At 62.8% G+C, this 15,922-nt stretch carries 14 protein-coding genes; 8 read left to right on the top strand and 6 right to left on the bottom strand.

The features are described 5' to 3' along the window. Window position 1: 1 nt before the first annotated feature. Window positions 2-1,648: a methyl-accepting chemotaxis protein gene (locus AC1RJW_RS27455; protein WP_493047707.1), complete on the bottom strand. Its 1,647-nt coding sequence runs from the start codon at window positions 1,646-1,648 to the stop codon at window positions 2-4. A 289-nt stretch (window positions 1,649-1,937) separates the two neighbouring features. Here AC1RJW_RS27455 and AC1RJW_RS27460 point away from each other — a divergent pair, with 289 nt between their 5' ends. Continuing rightward, window positions 1,938-2,366: an EamA family transporter gene (locus AC1RJW_RS27460; protein ID WP_086139382.1), complete on the top strand. Its 429-nt coding sequence runs from the start codon at window positions 1,938-1,940 to the stop codon at window positions 2,364-2,366. A gap of 73 nt (window positions 2,367-2,439) precedes the next feature. Beyond that, window positions 2,440-2,805: a hypothetical protein gene (locus AC1RJW_RS27465; protein ID WP_034781254.1), complete on the top strand. Its 366-nt coding sequence runs from the start codon at window positions 2,440-2,442 to the stop codon at window positions 2,803-2,805. Here AC1RJW_RS27465 and AC1RJW_RS27470 read toward each other — a convergent pair. Beyond that, a complete protein-coding gene (locus AC1RJW_RS27470; protein WP_493047708.1) occupies window positions 2,799-3,236 on the bottom strand; it encodes a hypothetical protein in 438 nt (145 codons plus the stop codon). The genes AC1RJW_RS27465 and AC1RJW_RS27470 overlap by 7 nt on opposite strands. A gap of 192 nt (window positions 3,237-3,428) precedes the next feature. Here AC1RJW_RS27470 and AC1RJW_RS27475 point away from each other — a divergent pair, with 192 nt between their 5' ends. Then, on the top strand, window positions 3,429-4,247 hold the full coding sequence (locus AC1RJW_RS27475; protein ID WP_493047737.1) for an AraC family transcriptional regulator: 819 nt from the start codon (window positions 3,429-3,431) through the stop codon (window positions 4,245-4,247). A gap of 48 nt (window positions 4,248-4,295) precedes the next feature. Here the strand turns inward: AC1RJW_RS27475 and folE are convergent, their stop codons facing one another. Both folE and nudC read right to left on the bottom strand, forming a co-directional pair. Then, entirely contained in the window at window positions 4,296-4,862 is a 567-nt protein-coding gene (folE, locus tag AC1RJW_RS27480) for a GTP cyclohydrolase I FolE (RefSeq protein ID WP_034754386.1), read from the bottom strand. Window positions 4,863-4,936: 74 nt separating this feature from the next. Next, entirely contained in the window at window positions 4,937-5,776 is an 840-nt protein-coding gene (nudC, locus tag AC1RJW_RS27485) for an NAD(+) diphosphatase (protein WP_493047709.1), read from the bottom strand. 291 nt (window positions 5,777-6,067) lie between these two features. Between nudC and AC1RJW_RS27490 the strand changes: the two genes are divergently transcribed. From AC1RJW_RS27490 to AC1RJW_RS27510, 5 genes are all read left to right on the top strand, one after another. Next, on the top strand, window positions 6,068-8,401 hold the full coding sequence (locus AC1RJW_RS27490; protein WP_493047710.1) for a catecholate siderophore receptor Fiu: 2,334 nt from the start codon (window positions 6,068-6,070) through the stop codon (window positions 8,399-8,401). 384 nt (window positions 8,402-8,785) lie between these two features. Next, the gene (locus tag AC1RJW_RS27495) at window positions 8,786-10,099 is read left to right on the top strand and encodes a dicarboxylate/amino acid:cation symporter (protein ID WP_493047711.1); all 1,314 of its coding nucleotides are present in this window, start codon (window positions 8,786-8,788) and stop codon (window positions 10,097-10,099) included. Window positions 10,100-10,207: 108 nt separating this feature from the next. Continuing rightward, a complete protein-coding gene (locus tag AC1RJW_RS27500; RefSeq protein ID WP_493047712.1) occupies window positions 10,208-11,200 on the top strand; it encodes a porin in 993 nt (330 codons plus the stop codon). Window positions 11,201-11,310: 110 nt separating this feature from the next. Beyond that, window positions 11,311-13,218: a sensor histidine kinase gene (locus tag AC1RJW_RS27505; RefSeq protein WP_493047714.1), complete on the top strand. Its 1,908-nt coding sequence runs from the start codon at window positions 11,311-11,313 to the stop codon at window positions 13,216-13,218. After that, a complete protein-coding gene (locus AC1RJW_RS27510; RefSeq protein ID WP_493047715.1) occupies window positions 13,211-14,554 on the top strand; it encodes a sigma-54-dependent transcriptional regulator in 1,344 nt (447 codons plus the stop codon). The genes AC1RJW_RS27505 and AC1RJW_RS27510 overlap by 8 nt, the downstream gene beginning before the upstream one ends. Here the strand turns inward: AC1RJW_RS27510 and AC1RJW_RS27515 are convergent, their stop codons facing one another. Together AC1RJW_RS27515 and AC1RJW_RS27520 are read right to left on the bottom strand one after the other, a co-directional pair. Next, window positions 14,555-15,292, bottom strand: coding sequence for a metallophosphoesterase family protein (locus AC1RJW_RS27515; protein WP_493047716.1), 738 nt, complete (start codon window positions 15,290-15,292; stop codon window positions 14,555-14,557). It abuts the gene before it with no gap. Further along, window positions 15,289-15,855 (bottom strand): GNAT family N-acetyltransferase, encoded by a 567-nt coding sequence (locus tag AC1RJW_RS27520; protein WP_493047717.1) that lies wholly within the window; start codon window positions 15,853-15,855, stop codon window positions 15,289-15,291. The genes AC1RJW_RS27515 and AC1RJW_RS27520 overlap by 4 nt, the downstream gene beginning before the upstream one ends. Window positions 15,856-15,922: the final 67 nt, after the last annotated feature.

Consider the following 15,922-nt stretch of genomic DNA (forward strand, 5'->3'; position numbering starts at 1 on the left):
ATCAGCGCGCCGCCAGGCTGCGCAGGGGCTTTTTCGCCACGGCGCGTGGCGCGCCAGCCGAGCTTGCCGCCAGGCGCGGCGCCGTTCCCGGCTCCTGCGCCGACAGTTTGAAGCGCGCCACCAGTTGCGCCAGCACGGCCGCCTGGTCCTGCATGCTCGACGCCGCTGCCGCCGCCTCTTCCACCAGCGCCGCATTTTGCTGCGTCACGCTATCCATCTCCGTGATCGCCTGGTTGACGTGGCCGATGCCCGTGCTTTGCTCGTGCGAGGCGGCCGTGATGTCGGCCATGATGTCGGTCACGCGCGAGACGCTGGCCACCACCTGATCCATCGTCGTACCCGCCTGGGCGACCAGGGTGCTGCCGGCCGCGATGCTGTCGACGGAAGCGCCGATCAGTTCCTTGATTTCCTTCGCCGCGCCGGCGGACCGTTGCGCCAGGTTGCGCACTTCGGACGCCACCACGGCAAAGCCGCGGCCCTGCTCGCCCGCACGCGCCGCTTCCACGGCCGCGTTCAGGGCCAGGATATTCGTCTGGAAGGCGATGCCGTCGATGACGCCGATGATGTCGACGATCTTGCGCGACGAAGCGTTGATGGTGTCCATGGTGCCGATCACTTGCGCCACCACGGCGCCGCCCTGGCGGGCTACGGCGGAAGCGGACTGCGCCAGTTCATTCGCCTGCACGGCGTTGCCCGCGTTCTGCGTCACGGTCGAGGTCAATTCCTCCATCGAGGCTGCCGTTTCTTCCAGGGAACTAGCCTGCATTTCCGTGCGCGCCGACAAGTCCATATTGCCGCTGGCAATCTCGCTCGATGCCGTGGCGATCGTCTCGGCACTGTGGCGGATTTCGCTGATCGCGTCGACCAGGTTGGCCTGCATGGTTTTCATCGCGTACAGCACGCTGTGGCGGTCGTTCGCATGCGTGCGCACGTTGCCGCTCAAGTCGTTGTTTGCGATCTTTTCCGCCACGTCGGCCGCATATTCAGGGTCGCCGCCCAGCGCATGGCGCAGGCTGCGGTTGATCGCCACGACGACGGCGGCCAGCAGCGCGCACACCAGCAGCAGCACGCCCAGCGAGGTGATCAGCGACTGGCGGAAGGCCGCGTCGATATCGTCCATGTACACGCCCACCACCAGGGTCCAGGCCCATGGCTTGTAAGCCACCACGCGGCTCATCTTCGGTTCCGGATTCTTCTGGCCGGGACGGGGGAAATAATAGTGGACGAAGCCCTTGCCCGCATCGCTCTTGCCGACGGCAACGATGTCGCGGTACAGATAGGTGCCGTTGGCATCTTTAAAATCCGACATGTTCTTGCCATTGGTTTGCGGCGCGGCGGGATTCATCACGACGACGGCATCGAGGTTGATGATGGACAAATAACCGGTCTCGCCAAAGCGCATACTCTTGATGACGGCGGTAGCCTGCTTTTGCGCTTCTTCCTTCGTCAGGGCGCCGCTGGCGGCCAGGTCGCCGAACATCTTGACGGCGCCCAGGCCCAGGTCGGCGGCATTGCTCAGGTCGGCGCTGCGTTCTTCGATGCGGATATTGCGAATTTCCAGGGCGTTGTAGACAAAAATAACGGTGATGCACAACAGGCTGCAAATCAGGGGAATCCATAACTTCTGCTGGAACGTCAATTTCTTCATGCTGTGTCTCCAACTCTCTATTGTGCGGCGAAGGGGCGTGGCCCGCTTCCAGCTCTGCAGGCCAGGAATGCGGCGGCGACGGTGCTCTGGCGGCACCGTTCAGACGTCTCCAGCATACGCTTGAACGACCGATATTTACAATGCCGGGAAGCAATGAATTTTGCCCGGTGTTGTTAATGCGTTGCGACAATTGATGAGAATTGATGTTGCGTTGCAATAAAAAAGGGGCCAGCGGCCGCCTTTCTTTTGCGCTACAGTCACTGCAGTTCCTTACCGCGCAGGAAGTCCCATGTCGACCACGTTTACCTGGCAAGGCTTTGCCATCCTGTCGGCCGTGTTTGCGGCCCTGACGGCCATCCTGGGCAAGCTGGGCGTGGCCCATCTGAACAGCAACATGGCCACCCTGATACGCACGGGCGTCATCCTGCTGGTCACGGCGGCCATCATCTCGCTGCGCGCGGAGTGGCAGCGCCCCAGCGGCGGCAACTGGGTGGGCTGGACCTGCCTGATCGCCTCGGGCGTGGCCACGGGGCTGTCGTGGCTGTGCTATTTCCGCGCGCTGCAGCTGGGCCCCGTCTCGCTGGTGGCGCCCGTCGACAAGCTCAGCGTGGCACTGGTGATGCTGGCCGGCTGGCTGGTGCTGGGCGAGCCGTTCACCCTGAAAGCGGCGGCCGGCGGCGGCTTGATCGTGCTCGGCTCGCTGATTTTGCTACTCTGAGGCATTCCATGGCACGCGGCGGCGCGCCTGTGTCAGAATGCACACCGCATAGACCGAATCACGAAAGAACAGCATGACCAAGAATGAAGCCATGAAACGCATCAACGACCGCCTGGGCAAACCCACGCTGACGGACAAGAACACGCATTTTGCCAGCGTTGCCAGCTATGGCACGGACGAAGGCTGGTGGCTGAAGATCCCCTTCCTGACGTTCAAGCAGGAATTGCACTTCATCCTCAACAACGAAAAGACGAAAAGCTTCCAGCACCTGAAAATCGGCGCCAACCAGATCCTCAGCCCGGGCATGAAGTTCCGCAGCACGGGCGGCGCCGCCGACGCCTTCATGTCGGCCTCGGCGCCGAAACGCCTGGTCGACTTGCTCGACGGCGGCAGCAAGTACAACTTCACAAAACATTTCGTCAACGATTATCGCTACTGATGCATGGCTGTGCTGCCGTTGCCTGACGGCAGCTGCGGCGGCAGCCACGCCCTGATCAAATGCCGGGCGATGTCGAGCGCGTCGTCGCGGCTGGTGCCGAAATGCAGGGGATAGCCCCAGAACTGGCCGAACATGACGGCAAAGGCCTTGCCGGCCAGACGCTTGGCCGCGCTCGGTTCGACCAGCACCATGCCCTGGATGTACGCGCGCAGGGCAGCCTTGTGCCGCTTCATCCACAGCACGGCGCGCTTGCGCTCTTCCTGCGGATGGTCATGGCCCTCCTCGTCCAGGCCTTCTTCGCTGAGGATGACAAACGCCTGCTGGCGCGCCAGCAGGGATTCGAACTGGGCGAACAAGGCTTCGTCGTGGCGCTCTGCGGCAGGATCGCGGCGCATCCAGACGAGGGGGAAATCGGTGATATCGAGTTGCATGGGGACTCCTTCAAGGGGGTTGCCGTTCCTCCTGGCCTTCATCAGAACTCTGGCGGCGGCGGTTGCCGTTGAAGCGGGGCTGCGGATAGCCATACGATACCGGTGACGGTGCCCGACGTCATTGCATACAATAGCCACAATATTGTTCAATCCAGCCAAAGTATTCCCATGCCCCATCCTCTCTTGCCCAGCATGCTGACGGCCCACCTGGGTCTGGACGACGATGCCTCCATCCTCGATTTCGACGTCGACGGCGTGCTGCGGCCCCTGCTGGCCGTGGGCCTGGCCAGCGTGCCCGAGGATGCGGAGCAGGCGCCGCACCAGCACCGCAAGGGGCAGCTGCTGTACGCCACGCGGGGCGTGATCCATTGCGAAGTAGAAAGTGGAGTGTGGATCGTGCCGCCCCAGTGCGCCGTCTGGATACCGGGCGGCCTGATGCATTCGGCGCAGGGCGTGGGCGAGGCCGAGTGCTACTGCCTGTTTATCGAGCCGGCCACGGCGCCGGCCTTGCCGGCCGTCTGCTGCACCGTGGCCGTCTCGCCCCTGCTGCGCGAACTCATCACCAAGGCGGCCGGTTTTCCCACCCTGATCGCGCTGCAGGGCGCGCAGGAACGCCTGGTGGCCACCCTGCTCGATGAATTGGCGGTCGCGCCCGTGGAAGACTTGCATCTGCCGATGCCGCGCGATGCGCGCCTGCGCCGCCTGGCCGCCCTGCTGCTGGCGCAGCCCGCCGATAAAGGCACCCTGGCCGAGTGGGCCGGCCGCATCGGCATGAGCGAGCGCAGCATGACCCGGCTGTCATTGGCGGAAATGGGCATGAGCGTGGGCCGCTGGCGCCGGCAACTGCACGTCATCCTGGCCTTGCAACGGCTGGCGCAAGGCCACAGCGTGAAAGCGGTGGCGCTGGAACTCGGTTATGAAAACACCAGCGGTTTTGTCACCATGTTCCGCAAGGCGGTAGGCAAGCCGCCGGCCCGCTACCTGGCGGAACAGGAATCGGGACGCGCATGAAAAAAGGCGGCATATGCCGCCTTCGTCCCGCATCGTCGCTTAAAACAATCAGCTTTCGCGCGCCAGGGCCAGGAATTCCGTGCGCAGCGCCAGATTCGGCTGCATCTCGCCCAGCATGGCCGAGGTGATGGTTTCTTCGCCCGGCGTGCGGATGCCGCGGCTTTCCATGCACAGGTGACGGCAGCGCACGACCACGCCCACCGATTTCGGTTCCAGCACTTCCATCAGCGCGTTGGCGATCTGCATCGTCATGCGTTCCTGCACTTGCAGGCGCTTGGAGAAGCAATCGACGAGGCGCGTCAGTTTCGACAGGCCGACGATCTTGCCGTTGGGCACGTAACCGATGGTGGCCTTGCCAAAGAACGGCGCCAGGTGGTGTTCGCAATGGCTGTAGACGGGGATGCCGCGCACGACGATCAGTTCGTTGTACTGTTCCGCGCCATCTTCAAAGGCTTTCAGCAAGTCCACAGGATCCTGGCCATAGCCGGACGTCCAGTGCTTCCACGCCTTGGCCACGCGCGCCGGCGTTTCCAGCAAGCCAGGACGCTGCGGATCTTCACCAAAGCTGCTGATCAGCCGGCGCCAGTCGTTTTCGGAGAATTCTTCTTGAGACATGCTAAACCACCCTAAAATTTTCAATTGCCGCCAGTATATAGAAAATGCGGCAGGCTGCCTGAGCAGCCTCTGGTTTACGGCTGCGCCGGCGGCCGGTGCGCGCCCACCAGCAGCGCCGAGATCGACACGCTCGAACTCGCTTCCGGCCACGCATCGCCGGGGCCGAACCAGCGCGCCTCGGCGATCTCGTTCTCGTCGAGGCGAATCTCGCCATCGAGATAATCGGCCGTAAACGCGATCATCAGCGAATGGGGAAATGGCCAGGACTGGCTCATGAAGTACTGCAGGTTGTGCACGCGCAAGCCCACCTCTTCCATCACTTCGCGGTGCACGGCTTCCTCGATCGATTCGCCCGCCTCCAGGAAACCGGCCAGCGGACTGAAGCGCTGCGACGGCGAATTTTTATGCATGGCCAGCAGCACCTGCTCGCCCTTGCGTATCAGCACCATCATGGCGGGCGAGATGCGCGGGTACGCCAGCATGCCGCAGGCGGCGCACGTAAAACAGCGTTCGCCGCGCGTGCGCTGCATGGGCGTGGCGCAGACGCCGCAATGGCGGTGTGTGCGCGCCCACTCTGCCAGCTGCACGGCGCGGCTGGCCAGGCCCAGGAAGGTATCGTCGACGGCATTGAACAGCGAGCGCATGCCGTGATACGCCAGGGGGCTGTCGGCGGGCAGCAATTCCGCATCCGTCCAGACGGTCTGGCAATAGCGGCCCTGCCACCAGCCCACGGGCTGGGCGCGGCTCAGGTCGATACCGAGCGCGGCCGCCTCGGCGGCCGTGGGCAAGAGCAAATCGGGTGTACGCAACAGCAGGCGTCCGCGGTGAAAGACGAAGGCGAGCGTTTCGGTGGCGGCCGGGGCCGGTTCAGGCGTGTCGATCAGGGGGACGAAGGCATCGGGAGTCTGGAGCATGCTGGAGGTCGCTTGTAAAGGTTGCTCATCATACTCCGGCCGCCGGATGCCTGCGCGCGTAGCAGCGACTGGGCCGCAAGGCAAGCATTCATGCGGCATCACAGTGTTTTTTTTGCGGTACGCTTAATTCGTTGCGTAAACGAGACTGATAACGATTCTCATTTACGAATTAGTGCCCAATAATTACAATGTCTGCCAACCCGTCCATCGCCAGTCACTTGCCCGCGTGCCACCGCACCGCCGCGCAGCGCCAGCCAGGAACCACTACCCTGACCTTATCGAGAGAGCAAGATGGCAATCAAGAGCCGCAAACACGCCCCAACCCGTTTCAACCAGCACATCGGCGCCGCCCTGGCCGTGATGCTGCTGCCCGTCGCCGCCCAGGCGGCCGACCCGGCCGGTCAAAGCGCCCCGGCATCGCAGCAAACCCTGAACGAAATCAAGGTCGTGGGCTCCAAGGAAAATGATTTCAAGGCCGAAAAAGCCTCGTCGCCAAAATACACGGAAGAGCTGGTCAATACGCCGCAAACCATCGTCGTGATCAAGAAGGAATTGATCGAACAGCAAGGCGCGCTGACCCTGACGGACGCGCTGCGCAACACGCCGGGCGTGGGCACCTTCTTCCTCGGCGAAAACGGCAACACGAACACGGGCGACGCCGTCTACATGCGCGGCTTCGATTCGTCCGGCAGCATCTATGTCGATGGCGTGCGCGACGTGGGCTCCATCTCGCGCGACGTCTTCAACATCGAACAGATCGACGTATTGAAGGGCCCGGCGGGCACCGATAGCGGCCGCGGTTCGCCGACCGGCTCGATCAACCTGGTCAGCAAGACGGCCACGATGGAAAACAAATTCAATTCCCTGCTGACGGCGGGCAGCGGCAAGCAGAAACGCGCCACGGCCGACTGGAACCGCGTTCTCGACAGCGACTCGGGCACGGCATTGCGCCTGAACCTGATGACGCAGGACAGCGGCAACCCGGCGCGCGATGAAGTCACCAACAAGCGCTGGGCCTTCGCGCCCACCGTCACCTTCGGCATCGGCAAACCGACGCGCATCACGGCCAGCTACCTGCACGTGGACCAAAACAATGTGCCCGACGGCGGCGTGCCGACCATCGGCTTGCCAGGCTACTCGACGCCGGACACCATCACGAAGACGAACCCGGTCATCCGCACCTTCCTGAATGGCGCCGCCAAGGTCGATCCGAAGAATTTCTACGGTTCCACGTCCGACTACGACAAGGTCAAGGCCGACATGGGCACCTTGCGCATCGACCATGATTTCTCGCCCACCGTGCAAATTCAGAACACCACGCGCTATGGCAAGACCAAGCAGGATTACCTGCTGTCGGCCTTCATGGGCAGCACCGCCAACCTGAAGACGCCGGTCGCCACCGATCCGTCGACCTGGACCCTGGCGCGCTCGCTGCGCACCGTCAAGGACCAGGAAAACACGATTCTGACCAACCAGACCGTGGTCAGCGCGCAATTCGACACGGGCGTGCTGAAGCACTCCCTGGTGGCCGGCGCCGAATTCACCAGCGAAAAGCAGACCAACTACAGCTATGTGCCGGCCAGCCTGGGCACCTTGCCGGACGCCAATCTGTACCACCCGAACCCGCGCGATCCCGTTACCGGCCACAAGCCCGTGCGCAGCGGTGCCTTCACCGAAGGCGAAGTCAACACGCAAAGCCTGTATGTGTTCGACACCGTCAAGTTCGGCGACAAGTGGCTGTTCAACGGCGGCGTGCGTTTCGACCACTTCAACACCACGTATGACGCCGTCACCCTGCAAACGGCCGTGACGGCGCCCGCGGTGCAGCCATTGCCAGTGGGCACGCCAATTCCGACCCATCTGACCCTGAGCGACACCTTGGCCAACGGCAAGATCTCGGCCATGTACAAGCCCACGCCGGACAGCAGCGTGTATGCCTTGCTGGCCACGTCGAAAGCGCCGCCTGGCGTCAACTTCGCCCTGAGCAGCGGCGCCAGCAGCGCGCAAAACCCGAGCTATGACCCGCAGGAAACCCTCACCAAGGAAATCGGCACCAAGTGGGACTTCCTGAAGCAAAAACTGTCGTTCTCGGCCGCCGTCTACCAGACCACCGTCAAGAATGAAGTGGAACAGGATCCTGTGATCCCCACCATTTACTATCAAACCGGCAAGAAACGCGTGGAAGGCCTGGAACTGGGCGTGGTGGGCGAGATCATGCCGAACTGGCTGGTCAGCGCCGGCTATACGCGCATGAATACCAAGGTCGAGTCGGGCAAGGTCGTCACGGCCAGCGGCGTGAATAACCTCAGCTACACGCCAAAACAGGCGTTCACCAGCTGGACCTCGTACACCCTGCCCTTCGGCCTGAAGATCGGCGGCGGCGCACGTTACGTGGGTGAAATGCTGCGCGGCACCGATGGCGCCGTCGGCACGCCGGCCCGCGTGGATGCCTACTGGGTCTTCGACGCCATGGCAACGTACACCGTCAACAAGAACCTGGACTTGCAGCTGAACGCCTACAACCTGGCCGACAAGACCTATGTGGCGGCCATCAACAAGTCCGGCTTCCGCTACACGCCAGGCCAGCCCCGTTCGTTCAGCTTGACGGCGAATATCAAGTTCTAACGTCAAGAGAACACACATTGCGCCACATCAAGCCCCTCTTCGGAGGGGCTTTTTTATTGTCCTGATAATCTTGCCTTTTTGGCGTACCGCCACCCTGCCGCGACTAGCGTATGAAAAGTCATACAGCGATGCGCTTGCGCGTCCAATATTTCGCGCAAAGGTGCAAAGTTGCAACATCTAAGCAACAAAAAAGCCTCCTCAAATCAACAACTTAAGAAGTTAGGTCCCAAATTCCCATTTCAGGCATATCCTTTGCTATGTACAGGTTTTGCTGCAAATAATCGCTGGCACGCAAGGGCTTGTTTTTGAGAAATATTGACTCCAAGCTTGAGTTGCTCGCTATCAATAATCCGCTCACAGCGGCGTTTCACCGGAGGAGTCAAAATGAAAAAGAAACGGCCATTAACCCTGTACATCCTGATTGCCATGATCCTCGGCATTGCTGTAGGTTATGGATGCAACACCGCCTTCCCTGATGCCAAGCTCAGCGCTCAAATCGCTGGCAATATTTCCATCGTTACCGACGTCTTCCTGCGCCTGATCAAGATGATCATTGCGCTGCTGGTGTTCTCCACCCTGACGGTCGGCATCGCCCACATGGGCGACGGCAAGACGGCGGGCCGCATCGGCCTGAAAGCCATGTGCTGGTTCGTCGTCGCCTCGCTGGTGTCGCTGGCGCTGGGCATGGTGCTGTCGAACCTGATGCAGCTGGGAACCAACCTGGGCTTGCCATTGCCGGACGTACACGCTTCAACGAATTTGAAAACGGCCGCCTTCACCTTGAAAGATTTCTTCACGCACCTGGTGCCGAAGTCGCCGATCGAGGCCATGGCCAACAATGAAATCCTGCAAGTGCTGGTGTTCTCGATCTTCTTCGGCGGCGCACTGGCCGGCCTGGGCGAGTCGGGCAAGACCCTGACGGCCGTCGTCGACCAGCTGGCGCAAGTCATGCTGCGCATCACCGGCACCATCATGAACCTGGCCCCGCTGGCCGTGTTCGCCGCGATGGCCTCCGTCATCACCACGCACGGCCTGGGCGTGCTGGTCACGTTTGCCAAGTTCATGGGCGGCTTCTACCTGGGCCTGATGTGCCTGTGGGCCCTGCTGATCGGCGCCGGCTTCGTCGTCATCGGCCCGCGCATCTTCAAGCTCGTCGGCCTGATCCGCGAACCCTTCCTGCTGGCATTCTCGACGGCCAGCTCGGAAGCGGCCTATCCAAAACTGCTGACGGCGCTCGACCAGTTCGGCGTGGACCGCAAGATTTCCAGCTTCGTGTTGCCGATGGGCTACTCCTTCAACCTGGACGGCTCGATGATGTACTGCACCTTCGCCGTACTGTTCATCGCGCAAGCCTACGGTATCGACCTGTCGATCGGCACGCAGATCACCATGCTGCTGCTGCTGATGCTGACCTCGAAAGGCATGGCCGGCGTGCCGCGCGCCTCGCTGGTGGTGATTGCCGCGACCCTGAACCAGTTCAATATTCCGGAAGCGGGCCTGCTGCTGCTGATGGGCGTCGACCAATTCCTCGACATGGGCCGCTCGGCCACCAACGCGGTCGGCAATGCCGTCGCCACGGCCGTCGTCGCCAAGTGGGAAGGCGGCCTGGCCACCGAGGAAGAAGCGGCCGCGGCCAACGCGGCCAACCAGAACACGGAAAGCCATTGGGGCGAAGCGGATCACGCTAGCAAAGCCTGATAGCGCCATGGCCCGCCACAAGCGGGCCATTTATTTGTTGTCCATGTTGAGTAACAAGCAGTCAGGTAGTGCGATCAGTAGTCATTCCAACTTATTAGAGAGATTTTCATGAAAAAAGTCCTGTTTACCCTGCTGACCCTCGGCGCAGCCTCCACCGGCGCCATGGCCCAATCGAGCGTGACCGTCTACGGCGTGGCTGACGCCGGCCTGGTGTTCGACAAGGATGCGGCCGGAGACCGCCTGAACCGCGTCGCTTCCGGCGTCGCCTCGGGCTCGCGCATCGGCTTCAAAGGCAAGGAAGACCTGGGCGGCGGCCTGGCCGCTACCTTCGTGCTGGAAAGCGGCTTCAATATCGACACCGGCACCTCGGGCCAGGGCGGCCTGCTGTTCGGCCGCCAGGCGTATGTCGGCCTGACCGGCAGCGCCGGCGCCGTCACCCTGGGCCGCCAGTACTCGCCGTACTACCTGGCCCTGCGCGACGTGGCCGATCCGTTTGTCATCGGCCTGGCCGGCACGGCATCGAACCTGATGGTGACGAATATCCGCGTCGATAACATGGTGCAATACACCACGCCGACCTGGAGCAAACTGTCGGCCGACCTGGCGTACGGCTTCGGCGAAGTGGCCGGCGACAATGCGAAAAACCGCAGCATGGGCGGCGCCGTGCATTACATCGATGGCCCGCTGAACGTGACCCTGACGCACCACCGCAAGGAAAATGCGCTGGCGACCCAGCAAACGCGCAACACCCTGCTGGCCACGCGCTATGACTTTGGCGTCGTACAAGGCAACTTCGGCTACGCCGACAACCGCGCCCTGGACAACAGCAAGAGCAACGACATCCTGGTCGGCTTCAGCGCCCCGTTCGGCGCCACCAAGCTGGTCGCCTCGTACATCCGCCACAACGACAAGAGCAACCTGAACCGTGATGCCCAGCAGTGGGCCATCGGCGCGTTCTACGCCCTGTCCAAGCGCAGCGACCTGTACACCGGCTATGGCCACATCAGCAACAAGAACGGCGCCACCTTCGTCGTCGGCAATGCCACCGACAATGGCACCGGCAACAGCGGTTTCAACCTCGGTATGCGTCACACGTTCTAATCACGGCTCACGCTAGCGCAGGCCGCCGGATGCATGTCCGGCGGCTTTTTTTATGTTGAGACACATCAAGATGCGATACTGTGGGTTCTTGCAAGTTGGCAGCTGATTTTATGAATAGCAGTAACAAACCCACCCTTTCCTGGCGCCAGCGCCTGTCGCAGCGGTCGGGCCGCGAAACGCTGGCCTGGGGCGTGGTGCTGGCCGCCTGCCTGGCCACCGTCTGGCTCGTGTATTTCTGGACGGAACGCATCGCCATCGGCAAGCTGCAGGCGAGCGGCGCGCAGCGCCTCGAGGTGTATGTGAGCAGCCTGGAAAATGCACTGGAGAAATACGACTTCCTGCCCAAGACCCTGGAGCTGAACCGCGACGTGATCCGCCTGCTGCAGCACCCGGAAGACCCGGTGCTGGTCGACACGGTCAACCATTATCTCGAGCAGATGAATGCCCAGGCGAAATCCTCGACGATTTTCATCAGCAACCTCGACGGCAACACGCGGGCCGCCAGCAACTGGCAGCAGTCCGACAGCTTTATTGGCGACAACATCTCGTTCCGCCCCTACGCCCAGGATGCCTTGCGCGGCACGCCGGGCCGCTTTTATGGCGTGGGCACGACGCGGCTGGAGCCCGGTTACTTCTTTGCCCACGGCATCTACCAGAATGGCCACATGCTGGGCCTGGCAACGGTGAAGGTGAACCTGGAAAACCTGGAAAAACGCTGGGTGCAGGGCGCCGACAAGGTCATGCTGGCCGATGAGCATGGCGTGATCTTCCTCAGTTCCATGGCGGACTGGAAATACAAGACCCTGGCGCCCCTGTCGCCCGCCATCGTCGAAGAACTCAACCGCACGCGCCAGTATTATTCGAAGCAGCTGGAAGCCATTCCTTTTGTTTCCGACCGCCAGCTGGGCAACGGCGCGCGCGTGATCAGCGTGCGCGAGCAGGAACACGCCGACACGCCGCCGAAGACCAGCTCGAGCGTCATGACGCAGATCAAGCTCAAGTCGCCGCAAGGCTGGACCTTCATTTACCTGTCCGACCTGGCCCAGGCCAAGGCCAGCGCGCGCGCGGCGGCCGCCTTCTCGTGCGTGCTGCTGGGCTTTTTCATGCTGCTGTTCTTTTACCTGCGCCAGCGCCGCGCGGCCGTGGCGCAAAAACTGCGCGCCCGCGAAGACCTGCAGCATGCCTACGACAACCTGGAGGCCATGGTCGAGGAACGCACCTCGGAACTCAATGCCATGACGCAAAGCCTGAGCCAGGAAATCGAGGTGCGCAGCAAGGCCGAGCAAAAGCTGCACATCACCCAGAATGAACTGTTCCAGGCTGGCAAGATGGCCGTGCTGGGACAGATGTCGGCCAGCATCACGCATGAACTGAACCAGCCGCTGACGGCGCTGCGCACCATGTCCGACAATGCCGTCATCCTGCTCGAGCGGGGCCGGCTCGACGACGCGCGGCGCAACCTGGCGAAGATCTCGCAAATTGCGGCCAGGATGGGGACCATTACGGGCCAATTGAAGATTTTTGCGCGCAAGTCGACGACCAGCCTGACCTCCGTCTCGATTCCCACGGCGATCAGCAACGCCCTCTTCCTCGTCGAGCGCCGCCTGCAGGTGGAAAATGTGCGTTTCACCCTGCAACTGCCGCCCGAGGACATCTTTGCCATGTGCGAAAGCAACCGCCTCGAGCAGGTGCTGGTCAACCTGTACGCGAACGCGCTCGACGCCATGAATGGCAGCGACGTGCGCAGCCTGCGCGTGGCCGTCGAATGCACGCCCGGGCGCGTGCTGATCCACGTGGCCGACACGGGGCCGGGCCTGTCGACGGAAGTGTATGAACACCTGTTTGAACCGTTCTTCACGACCAAACCGCAAGGCCTGGGCCTGGGACTGGGACTGGCCATTTCCGAACAGATCACGCGCCAGTTCGGCGGCGTGCTGCGCGCCGAGAACGCCCCCGGCGGCGGCGCCATCTTCACCATCGAACTACAGATTGCAACGCAGGAGGAAAAACATGTTTGACGGCTTGAAGGTCTTGCTGGTCGAGGACGACCCCACCGTACGCGAGGGCAGCGAGCAGGCACTGCAGCTGGCCGGCCTGGACGTGCTGGCCTTCCACTCGGCCGAGCTGGCCTATAAACTGCTGACGCCCGATTTCCCCGGCATCGTCGTGAGCGACGTGCGCCTGCCCGGCATGAGCGGCCTGGAATTGCTGCAAGCGGTCAAGACGCTCGACGCCAACCTGCCCGTGATCCTCGTCACGGGCCACGGCGACATCACCATGGCCGTGCACGCCATGCGCACGGGCGCCTACGATTTCATCGAAAAACCGTATTCATCCGACCAGCTGGTCGACGTCATCCTGCGCGCGCTGGAAACCCGGCGCCTGACCCTGGAAGTGCACAGCCTGCGCCGCCAGCTCGAGGACGGCGGCGGCATCGAAGCACGTTTATTGGGCAATTCCGTGGCGATGCGCGACATACGGCGCCTGATACTCGACGTTGCCGACGAACCGGCCGACGTGCTGATCTATGGCGATACGGGCACGGGCAAGGAAATGGTGGCCCGCTGCCTGCACGACTTCAGCCACCGCCGCAAGCACAACTTTGTCGCCGTCAACTGCGGTGCGATTCCCGAAAGCATATTCGAAAGCGAAGTCTTCGGCCACGAACCGGGCGCGTTCACGGGCGCGGCCAAGCGGCAGGTGGGCAAGATCGAGCACGCGGACCAGGGCACGTTCTTCCTCGACGAAATCGAAAGCCTGCCCCTGTCCCTGCAAGTGAAATTGCTGCGCGTGCTGCAGGAACGCTATATCGAGCGCCTGGGTTCGAACGTGCCCACGCCCGTCGACGTGCGCGTCATCGCGGCGGCCAAGCTGGACCTGGAAGACTTGTCGCAGCAGCAGAAATTCCGCAGCGACCTGTACTACCGCCTGAATCTGATCGTGCTGCACCTGCCGCCGCTGCGCGAACGGCGCGAAGACATTCCCATCCTGTTCGAGCACTTCGTGCTGGCCGCCGCCGCCCGCTACAACCGCGCCGCGCCCGTCGTTTCCAGCGCGCAGATGCGCAACCTGATGGCCCATTCCTGGCCCGGCAATGTGCGCGAATTGCGCAATATCGCCGACCGCTTCGTGCTCGGCATCGCCGGCGGCGCCTCGAGCCTGCTGGCGAGCGGCCAGGCCAGCCCGCTGTCGCTGGCGGAGCAAGTGAACGGTTTCGAACGCGCCCTGATCGAACAGGAACTGCGCGCATATTCGGGCAACGTCAGCGAAGTAAGCACGGTATTGGGTTTGCCGAAGCAGACCCTGTATCACAAGATGCAGAAGTACAACCTGGTGGCGGAAGAGTTCCGCTAATCAGCCGACCCGGCCCGTGCGCAAGGGCGTGACCCAGTCGGGCCGGCCGTTGGCCAGCGCCAGCCGGGCCGCCTGCTCCCAGTCATATTCCACGGCGTGCCACTGCGCCGTCCAGGCGCCATCCGTCCCCTGTTCGGCGATGGCATAGCGCGCGTGCGGCGTGCCGTTTTCCATCACATGCGGATAACCGTGGTCGTCGTCGTAGGCTTGCAAGCCCACGCTGCCCGGATTGACGATCAGCCGTCCATCGGCCAGACGCACCTGGCGCGGCATGTGCGTGTGGCCGCACAGGATCAGGGCCGCGTCGGCCGCGCCGGCGCGTTCGGCCACCTCCTGCGGCGTGGCGGCGCGGCTGCCTTGCGGCGTGACGCTGTCGAGAAAATACACGAGATCGCTTGTCGGCGTGCCATGCACGAGCAGCACGTCTTTGCGCAAGCGCAAGGTGGCGGGCAGCGCCGCGATCCAGTCCAGTTGCTCCGGTAACAGTTGCGCGCGCGCAAAAGCGTCGGACACGCCCATGCGGGCCGGGTCGCCGAACAACTGGCGCTCGTGGTTGCCGCGGATGGTGGGCAAGCCGAGCCCCATCAGGCGCGCCGCCGTGGCACGCGGCTGCAGATGGCCCGAGACGATATCGCCCAGGTTGACGGTCACGTCCACGTCACGCCGGGCGATGTCGGCCAGCACGGCCTCGAGCGCATCGAGGTTGCCGTGGATATCGGAAATGGCGGCGATTCTCATATTCCCTCCTGTGCGCACCATTCTGCGCGCGTCAGACGATACAGGCAATGCGTGCGCAATGCGTGTCCTGGCGGCAGGGCCGGATGCTCGAAGGTGGCGGCATCGCGGCGCATGCCCAGGCGCGCCATCAGGGCGCTCGAGCGCACGTTGGGCAAGGCCGTGAACGAGACGATCTCCGGCAGTTGCAAACGCCCGAAACCGGCCTGCAGGGCGGCGCGCGCCGCTTCCTGCGCGTAACCTTGTCCCCAGTAATCGAACGCCAGGCGCCAGCCGATTTCCACGCATGGCGAGCACGGCAATTGCGCGTCGGGACTATGCAGCCCCGTCATGCCAATGAAGGCATTGTTTTCACGCAAGGTTACCGCCCATAAACCCCAGCCCCGCCCGGCGATCAGGCTGCTGCAGCGCCGCGCCATGGCGTCGCTGGCGTCGCGCGACAGGGCCGCCGGGAAATATGCCATCACGCGGGGATCGGCATTCAGCGCCGCGAATGGTGGCAAGTCGCTGTCGCGCCATTGGCGCAGCAGCAAACGCGGTGTCGCCAGCTCGATGATTGCTTGCATCGTTTTCTTCTTCTCTAACCAGGTCTTACATACGGTAGGACAAATCCGACGGTAATTTGCGCCGTGC

It is taken from the genome of Janthinobacterium sp. GW822-FHT07A03 (genome assembly GCF_058798815.1).